This is a genomic window from Streptococcus sp. SP1 (genome assembly GCF_030440005.1).
Lineage (GTDB): Bacteria > Bacillota > Bacilli > Lactobacillales > Streptococcaceae > Streptococcus > Streptococcus parasanguinis.
On record NZ_JAQFJJ010000014.1, the window covers coordinates 49,916 to 59,645 of the forward strand.

Here is a 9,730-nt window from a genome sequence, read left to right on the forward strand (position 1 = left end):
ATGTTTATCCTTTATCTTACTTTTCTAAAATTTTCAGAATCTAAAATGCAGACTTAACAAGTCTGCATTTTTTCTTTATTCAATGCCTGCATTTCTAAGTGAAGAAAACAAAAGAGAATCTGCGTTTAAATTTTGCAATATTTCATGTATACGGCTAGATATTTGATGCCTAAATATAGCTGATTTACTTATAAACTCTGTATCTGCTGACAAAGCACTCGCAAGTTTATCCAAATTATATTTTTCAACTGAATAAATAGTTTGTTTTACTGCCTTTTTTAATTCATCACTAGAGATTTGTAAATTTTCATGCAAATATTTCTCATCAAATTTATTTTTAATAAGTTTCTCATCAACAAGATACTCAAAGGGCTGATTAAATTTATTCAATATTGCATAAAATTCTTCAAGAAGTGTCTCGTTTGACAAGACTTTTTCTAATTTCTGGATTTCTTCAGAATAGATAGTTTTCCATTTTTTTAAAAAATCAGCAATTTCCTGAAACCGTTGTCTTTCTTCATTTCTTGCCTTTTGATGTTTAAACACTTCATCATTGATTGAATAGATAAACTCGTCTATTAAAGTATATACAATCGTTTGAAGATTGTAGGAAAAATTTTCCTCTGATATTCTCGCAAGTATTTCTTTAGGAGAATGTGGGGAAATGCCAATCGTACTAGTAGGATATTGTCTCCTCTCTATCTCGTGTTTTAACGCAAAAAGATAGGGCTCGGTCATTAAATAAAGGGTTTTCCCTTTACCACTTCCACCATATAATTCTTCATAGATTTCCCTCATCTCCATTTTATCCGTGTCACCTAATAACTCATCAAAAGAAGAGAGAATAATACTTTGCTCTAGTTCAGATTCAGGAAACAATTTATCATATTTTGGAAACACATGCAGTTCTTCATTATATTCTTTTTCTCTATCATCGCTATAATCCAAAAAAAATTTCTCTTTTTTAGACCATCCATAAATAGTTTGTATAAACCATTCATCATCTGATTGGTCTTTTTTTCTTTTGTTAATTTCTAAGTAAGTGCCAAGAATATCCGAACGTAAAATTTTCTGAATTTGACTACGTTTCATGGATAAATAGTCCCCGTTTTTATCATTTTCGGGTTGCCAGTGTTTTCTTAAATCGGATTCAGCCTCTTCAAACGTATACCATTTATTCGCCTTAATAACTTTTCTTATCTCAAATTTTTCTTTCTCAGATAATCCCATAACTCCTCCTATTCACATTTTAACATTTTCTTACAAAGAGCATAAACAAAAATCCCCTTTATTTTGAGATAAAATCGTCTTGTAAGGGAAACCTTATCAACAAATATAATTACAGTCCTAACCGGTGCGCACCAAATGGACGGATAGAAACAAATATGAAAACTTAGACGATAACGGTCTAGTTCTGCATATATCTGTTTATCCGTTTTTTTGGTGTGCCTTTTTGCACACATCGGTATTCAGTGTAGCTCATAAAAGTTTCTTTCCGTCCTAGAAATGGACTTAGAAAGAGGCTATTATGCCAATAAGAACATTCGAAGACCGTCTCACTCCAGAGGATTATACAGATATCCAAAAATGGGACAAGATACTGAAAGATGAAGATAAGTCTTTCGCAAATGCTAAACGAAGAGATAGATACCATAAACTTGGAAGTTTAGATGAAAATATCTCAAACGAAGGCCGTCAAACAGATAGATATGATTTAATTGCTAGTGATTCGTTAGATGCTGAACAAGCTTATATCTATAACGAACTATTAGGAACTGTGCATGATTACATATCTGCCCTCTCTACGAATGACCAAATTATTATGGTTGGAAAATTAAGAGATAGGCCAATCTCATCATCTGCACTATCTAAAATTGTAGAATGTAGTGACAAAACTGTGACAAGTCGCTTCAAAAAACACCGAGAAGTGTTACAAGATATGTTAAAAGACTACAGGTAGTCTCCGAAACTGGCAATCAATCATTGCCAGTTTTTTTTAAAAAGCTCCATAAATTGTATGTTCTAAATTCCATTAGACATTATGTATGAGTCAAAATAATAAAAAATTCAATTTTTTTAAAAAATTCTCCGAAATTCACCTCCTGAATCTCCTATAAGATAGAAAGGAAAAAATCAACAAGTCCAGCTCATGACCTCAAACCGAGCATATCACCAATACTTTTTATCACAAAATAGAATATACGAGGTATCTAATCTATGAAAATGAAACCACAATACCGTAAAGGCGGTTATTCAAGTCAAATAGCAGAACAATACGTTAGCCTTCAGGATCCAATCTACTTGCTTTGTGATGAGCTTGAAGCACAACAAAAGTATGAAGATGGAAAACCGACAGGTGAAGTTATCGCATACAAAACTTGGTTTGGACAAAAGGGATTACCACCATTCCAAGTTAAATTCCTTGAAAAGCCTGACCTTCCTGACTATCTTTCACTTATCTCTTTTGAGAATTTACAAGCATGTGAAGTTAACTACAATGTCTATTTCAAGGCTGATGGATTTAAAGAGGTGAAATAATGGTTCCAGCTATCACACAAAAAGAGTTGGAACAATACCTATTACAGAGTCTGAACATGGCTTTGGGCTCTGTATTACAAGGGGAAACTTCTTATACCAACTCTTTTGACATTTCTGTCAAAGAAAACGGATTTATCTTCATTCCTCGTCTTCCATCAGGATTTATCATTGATGACGAACTGTACCGAAAGATTTTCTTAATCGCTAATGCGTCTCTCTACCCACAATATACGCTATTAAAACAAAATTCTGCCTACTTTATTGCACTGAAAACAGACGATATTCATATTCAACGTGGGCTGTTTTTTCCTTGGCAGAAAGGTGTTTCTGAGCGGCTAATCATTCCAGACCTAGAAAAATTCACATTATCGCTAAAAGGTAATGATATCCCTATTATGGCAAATCTAATGATTAACTATGATAAAGTAACTTCTATGGCTATTGCTGGGAACTCAGGTAGTGGTAAAAGCTATGCATTAACTTATCTGTTAAGTATACTGAAAAACATTTCCGACTTGATTATTGTTGACCCAAAATTTGACACACCATCTCGCTGGGCAAGGAAACACCAAATCCCCGTCATTCATCCACATGAAAACCGCTCTAAATCGGACTTTTTATCAGAAGTCAACGAGAATTTAAGTCAGTGTTTAACTATTATTCACAAACGTCAAGCAATTCTCTTTGAAAATCCACGTCATGAGTTTAAACACCGGACAATCGTTATTGACGAAGTACTCGCCTTGTCTGAGGGAGTTAACAAAAACATCAAAGATTCCTTCTTCTCTCTGTTATCTCAAATTGCTTTATTAGGGCGATCAACCAAGGTTCACTTGCTTCTTGTAAGTCAGCGTTTTGATCATAGTACAATTCCTGTATCAGTCCGTGAACAATTTAATGTATTGCTTCAGGTTGGTAACATCAACCAGAAAACAGTACAGTTCTTATTTCCAGACCTAGATCCAGAAGGTATTGTTATTCCGATCGGAAAAGGAACAGGGCTTATTCAAATCATTGACAACGAGCATCCTTATCAGGTTTTGCCACTACTATGTCCAACATACTATACCAAGAAAGGAATCTTGTAACTTATGAAAACAACATATTTCCAGAAGTTTTTCGACTTCTGCTTTTCAGTATTTCTTACAGTAATCCTCTGTACATTATGTACGGTATTCTTAGGATTTATGGTGGGTTTCTTACAAAAATTTACCTATCTATCCGTGGTTACTAGCTTTATTAGCATTATTTTCTGGCTTAGCTTAACAATTTCAATTATCAGTTCAATTATTTTCATCTTGCTCGTTAGCTATGAAATTAAGAAGCGACAAAAAGAAGATAATCTATCAAATCTATGGGAATCTATCAGGCAAACTTTGGCTATCCGCATTTTTTTGCATCAAAGTGAACACTCAGAAGTCTTAGCTACAACTGAGCAAACAAAAATGAAACAATATAATCCCGTTAACAAACACTTCAATAGAGCAGTACGACAATCTATTGTAGATGTTAGAGAAGATAACGTTATTTTGATGATTAGACTCCCAAAGACACAACAAGCCAAGAAGATCCTAAATGATATGGATACGATGATTATAGAAGAAATGGCAAGATATAACCCTGACTATTTCTTTTCACCTCAGAAACCAGCAAAAAAATGGACTTATCTTATTGGCAATAAGAGAGAATAGCTTAATGGCGCTGTGGCCCACGTAGTGGAAGCCAAACAGCGCCGTTTTTTAATTGCAAAGTTTAGGATTAAGTGGGGTGACTACGACCCCCACTTAATCCAATAATCAATAATCAGAAAAAAATTAAATTTTCTCAAAAACTCCGATTTATGCCCTTCCAATCTCCTAATAGATAGAAATAATAAAAAATTGAAAGCGAGGAATTTTACCTATGGCAAAAGAACAACGTTCAAATAAATGGGCTTTTCTATTCTATCAGGAAAGTGCACCCGAAAACTATTTAGAAATTCTCGAAGAAATTCATGTTCCATTTGTTCTGTCACCGTGGCATGATAAGGACGTAAACAAAAAAACAGGAGAGTTTAAGAAAGCACATAAGCATGGAGCATTCTATTTTGATTCCCTCAAAAGTTACGCGCAAGTATCCGAACTTATCAAAGACAAACTCAACGGTCCTGCCCACGTTGAACCTGTCATATCACCGAAAGGAATGTATGACTATTTTACTCATGCAGAGAATCCTGAGAAAAGCCCTTACGATATTAAAGATATTGAATGTGGCTGCGGGTTTAACCTTGCCCAATTTTTAGTTCAGCAAAACTCTGATGACTTCATCACAGAAGTGATTGATACCATTGAACAAAATGACATTACAGAATTTGAGGAACTTGTATGGTATGCGCGAGATAATGACACCGCTCTATTGGGACTAATCATTGAACGAACCTACTTTTTCTCTCGCTATCTGGACTCCCGTCGGCATAACCCTAAGCGACTACAAAAAGCAATCAAAGAACAAGGAGCAAATATTGATGGAGACAATTAAATTAAACCGAATTGAAGAATTACTGAATACAATTATTACTATCATCCAGAAAGAATTACAAACACAGAATTCTTATGGAATCATCACGCAAAAAGAACTTCTAAAACTGTTACAAATTTCCCCAAACACACTTAAATCATGGGAAAATAAAGGTTTAAAACGTCTTGAACCTCCAATAGAGGGAACACGTACTGTTTATTACAAGATGGAAGATGTCATTGAATTTTTAACTATTTAACTCCAAAATGTGATAGAATGGAATTATCAAACAAAGAATGTGAGGGTTCTATTCTAGCCTTTTGATTGTCCGAAGAAAGAGGCTCTATGAGTAAAGAAATCATTCAACACAATAATAAAAAAATAACAAAAGTTACCAAACAAAATGGTGATGTCAGCTATTCCATCAAAGGTGTTTATATTGGAACTGACATAAAAACAGGTAAACGAATCACAAAAACTATCACTGCTAAAACATTAAAATCTTTGGATAGAAAAATTGTTGAAGCTAAAATTGAGTTTGAAAAGGCTGGCTCTACTATTAAAGAAACTATCCAAATTGATAACTTTGAAAGTCTAGCTGAGGTATGGTTTAGCAACTTCAAAACTTGGGTCTCTTCGCAAAATACAATAAACCGAGTTCGAGGGTACTTGGATACATACATCATTCCTCAATTTGGCGATTATAGACCTGAGCGGATCGAAGCATCAGATATCCAATTGTGGCTAAATCAATTAGCAAAAAAAGCCAAAAAAGCAATCGAATCTGGAACAAAACGTGCCCCGAAAGGCAGTGCAAAAGATTTTGGTGCAATGGCTCACAAGGTTAGTGATATTTTCGATTTTGGCATTACAAACTGTGGGCTGACCACTAATCCAGCCAAATCAATCAAGATTCCACCTAAACCAAAAGCAAACAAAGAGCGTATTATGGTACTCCATGATGATGACCTGAAACGTTGGTTATCTTACCTTGATACCTTGCCCAATACCAGAGCAAATAGACGTTTTAAGGTCATTTGTAACACGCTATTAGCATCTGCATTGCGAATAAATGAGTTATTGGCATTAGAAATTACTGACCTTGATTTTGAAACTAATGAAATTATTGTCAGTAAAACATTAATGTGGAAAAGTGCAAATAACAAACTAGGTATCAAAGGGGAAATGGTTTGTAAGAAAACTCCTAAAACGGATTCTGGGAATCGTAGAGTTGCCGTCCCACTTTCAATCATGGAAAGTCTCAAAGAGTTTCATGAGGAAATGACTGGCTATTTTGAAAAGCACGGTCTACCAAAATCTTCACTTATTTTCCCAACTATCTATGGCAACTATATGTGTGATAGAAACGAACGTGCAACCCTTAAAAAGCGATTATCGGCTCTTGGTTTACCTGACTATGGTTTCCACCTCTTCCGCCATACACACGCTTCTATGATGTTAAATGCTGGTATGAACTGGAAAGAGCTACAACATAGAATGGGACACAAGTCCATATCAACAACTATGGATACCTATGCGGAATTAGCTCCTAAAAAGAAGTTTGAAGCAGTGGATATTTTCCTAAATAAAATGGAAGAGCTGGCAAGTTGACTTCATCACTACCTTTATCACTACCTTTGTACTTCAAAAAGCTATAATCCTTGATATAATAAGGTTTATAGTCCTATTATTTAACCCTTACAGAAGTTAAATAATTAAGTAGGAAAAAGCCTTTGAAACATTGATTTCAAAGGCTTTTTCCTTTTTGCAAAATGCAGTATATTGCACTATATTTCAATTCAAACTCTACCTTTTTAAGATAAAATAAAAAGACGGATCATTATAAACAAGCCTCTCCTACAAAAGTTAGAGAGGCTTTTAGCATAGATGAAGAAAAAAACTAGCATTCATATGAGCAGTTTTTACTAGCAAGTCCTGCTATGAATTTAGTGTTGAAAGTTTGCAAATGATAGATCTTCAAAAACTCGTTAATGCTTTCAGCTGTTGTTGAGTTTCAAAAGAATAACTAACTCATTAAAGCCCAAAAAAGATGCTTTTAACTTCTGAAATTTTAAAACCAAAATCCTTATCTCTTTGAACATCAAAAAAGAGAGAACCAATTTGGTCCTCTCCAGATTGTAACTTTTCATCAACCTTACTACAGTTGACAAAGAGTTTTATTTAGAACAAAGACTACAACCTAATCAACAAAAATATCAAGGTCACCTAATTTAGTCTTCGTTTTTTTTGCGTTTTGCAAGCCCTGCAAGTCCAAACATACCAAGTACAGCACCTAACAATGCAATAGACGTTGATTGTTCTTCACCTGTATTTGGAAGTTTAGCAGATTCAGCTTTCTTATCAGAAACAGATACCTTTTGTACTTGAATTTCTTTTTCTGAGTTCTTAGCATCCGGTGTTTCAACTTTGTTCACTGTTTGGTCTTTAGAAGTTGGTGTGTTCTTGTCCGTATTTGCATGTGGGGCTTTAACAGTTACCTTAACTGGTACTTCATCCTTAGATCCATCTGGGTAGGTTACCACTACTATGGCATCTTTGTCACCTTCTGTTGTTGTGTCTACCGGTGTCTTGTACTCGAACTTAGTTCCTTCTGGAAGGTCACCTACGTTACCGATTGAATCCTTAGCGCTTGGTTGATCGCCTGGTTTAACAGTTTGATCTTTCGCTACTGGGGTATTCTTATCTGCATCTGTACGTGGGTCTTTAACAGTTACCTTAACTGGAACTTCGTCTTTAGAACCATCTGGGTAAGTCACCACAACAATGGCGTCTTTGTCACCTTCTGTTGTTGTGTCTACCGGTGTCTTGTACTCGAACTTAGTTCCTTCTGGAAGGTCACCTACGTTACCGATTGAATCCTTAGCGTTTGGTTGATCGCCTGGTTTAACAGTTTGATCTTTCGCTACTGGGGTATTCTTATCTGCGTCTGTACGTGGGTCTTTAACAGTTACCTTAACTGGAACTTCGTCTTTAGAACCATCTGGGTAAGTCACCACAACAATGGCGTCTTTGTCACCTTCTGTTGTTGTGTCTACCGGTGTCTTGTACTCGAACTTAGTTCCTTCTGGAAGGTCACCTACGTTACCGATTGAATCCTTAGCGTTTGGTTGATCGCCTGGTTTAACGGTTTGATCTTTCGCTACTGGGGTGTTCTTATCCGCGTCTGTACGTGGATCTTTAACAGTTACCTTAACTGGTACTTCATCTTTAGAACCGTCTGGGTAAGTTACCACAACTGTCGCATCCTTCTCACCTGTAGTTGTTGTATCTACTGGTGTCTTGTACTCGAAGGTTGTACCACTTGGAAGATCTGAAACATTACCGATAGAGTTCTTGGCATCTGGTGTGTCGCCAATGTTAACGGTTTGATCTTTAGCTACAGGAGTATTTACATCAGCTTGAGTTGGATTTGCGGCTACAGTAACCTTAACTGGTACTTCATCTTTAGAACCATCTGGGTAAGTAACCACTACTGTAGCGTCTTTGTCACCTTCTGTGGTTGTGTCTACTGGTGTCTTGTATTCAAATGTAGTACCACTTGGAAGATCTGAGACATTACCAATTGATTTCTTGGCATCTGGTGTGTCACCAACTTTAACAGTTTGATCTTTCGCTACTGGGGTATTCTTATCCGCATCGGTACGTGGATCTACTACCTTAACTGTTACTGGAACTTCATCCTTAGATCCATCTGGGTAAGTCACAACGACGGTTGTACTCTTATCACCTGGGGTTGTTGTATCTACTGGTGTCTTGTACTCGAAGGTTGTACCACTTGGAAGATCTGAAACATTACCGATAGAGTTCTTGGCATCTGGTGTGTCGCCAATGTTAACGGTTTGATCTTTAGCTACAGGAGTATTTACATCAGCTTGAGTTGGATTTGCGGCTACAGTAACCTTAACTGGTACTTCATCTTTAGAACCATCTGGGTAAGTAACCACTACTGTAGCGTCTTTGTCACCTTCTGTGGTTGTGTCTACTGGTGTCTTGTATTCAAATGTAGTACCACTTGGAAGATCTGAGACATTACCAATTGATTTCTTGGCATCTGGTGTGTCACCAACTTTAACAGTTTGATCTTTCGCTACTGGGGTGTTCTTATCCGCATCGGTACGTGGATCTACTACCTTAACAGTTACTGGAACTTCATCCTTAGAGCCATCTGGGTAAGTCACAACGACGGTTGTACTCTTATCACCTGGTGTTGTTGTATCAACTGGAGTCTTGTATTCAACTGTAGTGCCACTTGGAAGATCACCTACGTTACCAATTGATTTCTTAGGATCTGGAGTTTCTCCAACATTGACTGTTTGGTCCTTAGGTGTTGGCGTGTTCTTGTCCGCATCGGTACGTGGATCTACTACCTTAACAGTTACTGGAACTTCATCCTTAGATCCATCTGGGTAAGTCACAACGACGGTTGTACTCTTATCACCTGGGGTTGTTGTATCTACTGGTGTCTTGTATTCAAATGTAGTGCCACTTGGAAGATCACCTACGTTACCAATTGATTTCTTAGGATCTGGAGTTTCACCAACATTGACCGTTTGGTCCTTAGGTGTTGGCGTGTTCTTATCCGCATCGGTACGTGGATCTACTACCTTAACAGTTACTGGAACTTCATCTTTAGAACCGTCTGGGTAAGTCACAACAACGGTTGTACTCTTATCAC

9 protein-coding genes are annotated in these 9,730 nt (G+C 36.6%); 7 read left to right on the forward strand and 2 right to left on the reverse strand.

All coding sequences use genetic code 11. From position 1 onward, the window contains the following. Nucleotides 1–75 precede the first annotated feature (75 nt). Complete coding sequence (locus tag PCY07_RS08110) at nucleotides 76–1,230, reverse strand: hypothetical protein (RefSeq protein ID WP_301356131.1); 1,155 nt, start codon at nucleotides 1,228–1,230, stop codon at nucleotides 76–78. A gap of 298 nt (nucleotides 1,231–1,528) precedes the next feature. Between PCY07_RS08110 and PCY07_RS08115 the strand changes: the two genes are divergently transcribed. The 7 genes from PCY07_RS08115 to PCY07_RS08145 all read left to right on the forward strand — a co-directional run bounded on the left by PCY07_RS08115 (nucleotide 1,529) and on the right by PCY07_RS08145 (nucleotide 6,645). After that, nucleotides 1,529–1,960, forward strand: a complete 432-nt coding sequence (locus tag PCY07_RS08115) for a hypothetical protein (RefSeq protein WP_301356133.1) — start codon at nucleotides 1,529–1,531, stop codon at nucleotides 1,958–1,960. 263 nt (nucleotides 1,961–2,223) lie between these two features. Further along, nucleotides 2,224–2,538, forward strand: coding sequence for a hypothetical protein (locus tag PCY07_RS08120; RefSeq protein WP_187146213.1), 315 nt, complete (start codon nucleotides 2,224–2,226; stop codon nucleotides 2,536–2,538). An 11-nt stretch (nucleotides 2,539–2,549) separates the two neighbouring features. After that, nucleotides 2,550–3,626, forward strand: coding sequence for an AAA family ATPase (locus tag PCY07_RS08125; RefSeq protein WP_301356145.1), 1,077 nt, complete (start codon nucleotides 2,550–2,552; stop codon nucleotides 3,624–3,626). 3 nt (nucleotides 3,627–3,629) lie between these two features. Then, nucleotides 3,630–4,229, forward strand: coding sequence for a hypothetical protein (locus tag PCY07_RS08130; RefSeq protein WP_301356135.1), 600 nt, complete (start codon nucleotides 3,630–3,632; stop codon nucleotides 4,227–4,229). A gap of 211 nt (nucleotides 4,230–4,440) precedes the next feature. Continuing rightward, the gene (locus tag PCY07_RS08135; RefSeq protein ID WP_301356136.1) at nucleotides 4,441–5,055 is read left to right on the forward strand and encodes a replication protein; all 615 of its coding nucleotides are present in this window, start codon (nucleotides 4,441–4,443) and stop codon (nucleotides 5,053–5,055) included. Continuing rightward, nucleotides 5,042–5,293 carry a MerR family transcriptional regulator gene (locus PCY07_RS08140; protein ID WP_301356137.1) on the forward strand — a complete coding sequence of 84 codons (252 nt, stop codon included), beginning with the start codon at nucleotides 5,042–5,044 and terminating at the stop codon, nucleotides 5,291–5,293. The genes PCY07_RS08135 and PCY07_RS08140 overlap by 14 nt, the downstream gene beginning before the upstream one ends. An 86-nt stretch (nucleotides 5,294–5,379) precedes the next feature. Then, nucleotides 5,380–6,645: a site-specific integrase gene (locus PCY07_RS08145; RefSeq protein WP_301356139.1), complete on the forward strand. Its 1,266-nt coding sequence runs from the start codon at nucleotides 5,380–5,382 to the stop codon at nucleotides 6,643–6,645. Between the two features lie 620 nt (nucleotides 6,646–7,265). Here the strand turns inward: PCY07_RS08145 and PCY07_RS08150 are convergent. Then, the coding region (locus PCY07_RS08150; RefSeq protein WP_301556731.1) for a Rib/alpha-like domain-containing protein at nucleotides 7,266–9,730 on the reverse strand (2,465 nt) is incomplete at its 5' end.

What these genes read in the sequence shown, in the direction of transcription:
- PCY07_RS08115 (WP_301356133.1), top strand. Translation starts at nt 1,529, where the DNA reads ATGCCAATAAGAACATTCGAAGACCGTCTCACTCCAGAGGATTATACA.
- PCY07_RS08110 (WP_301356131.1), bottom strand. Translation starts at nt 1,230, where the DNA reads ATGGGATTATCTGAGAAAGAAAAATTTGAGATAAGAAAAGTTATTAAG.
- PCY07_RS08145 (WP_301356139.1), top strand. Translation starts at nt 5,380, where the DNA reads ATGAGTAAAGAAATCATTCAACACAATAATAAAAAAATAACAAAAGTT.
- PCY07_RS08130 (WP_301356135.1), top strand. Translation starts at nt 3,630, where the DNA reads ATGAAAACAACATATTTCCAGAAGTTTTTCGACTTCTGCTTTTCAGTA.
- PCY07_RS08120 (WP_187146213.1), top strand. Translation starts at nt 2,224, where the DNA reads ATGAAACCACAATACCGTAAAGGCGGTTATTCAAGTCAAATAGCAGAA.
- PCY07_RS08135 (WP_301356136.1), top strand. Translation starts at nt 4,441, where the DNA reads ATGGCAAAAGAACAACGTTCAAATAAATGGGCTTTTCTATTCTATCAG.
- PCY07_RS08140 (WP_301356137.1), top strand. Translation starts at nt 5,042, where the DNA reads ATGGAGACAATTAAATTAAACCGAATTGAAGAATTACTGAATACAATT.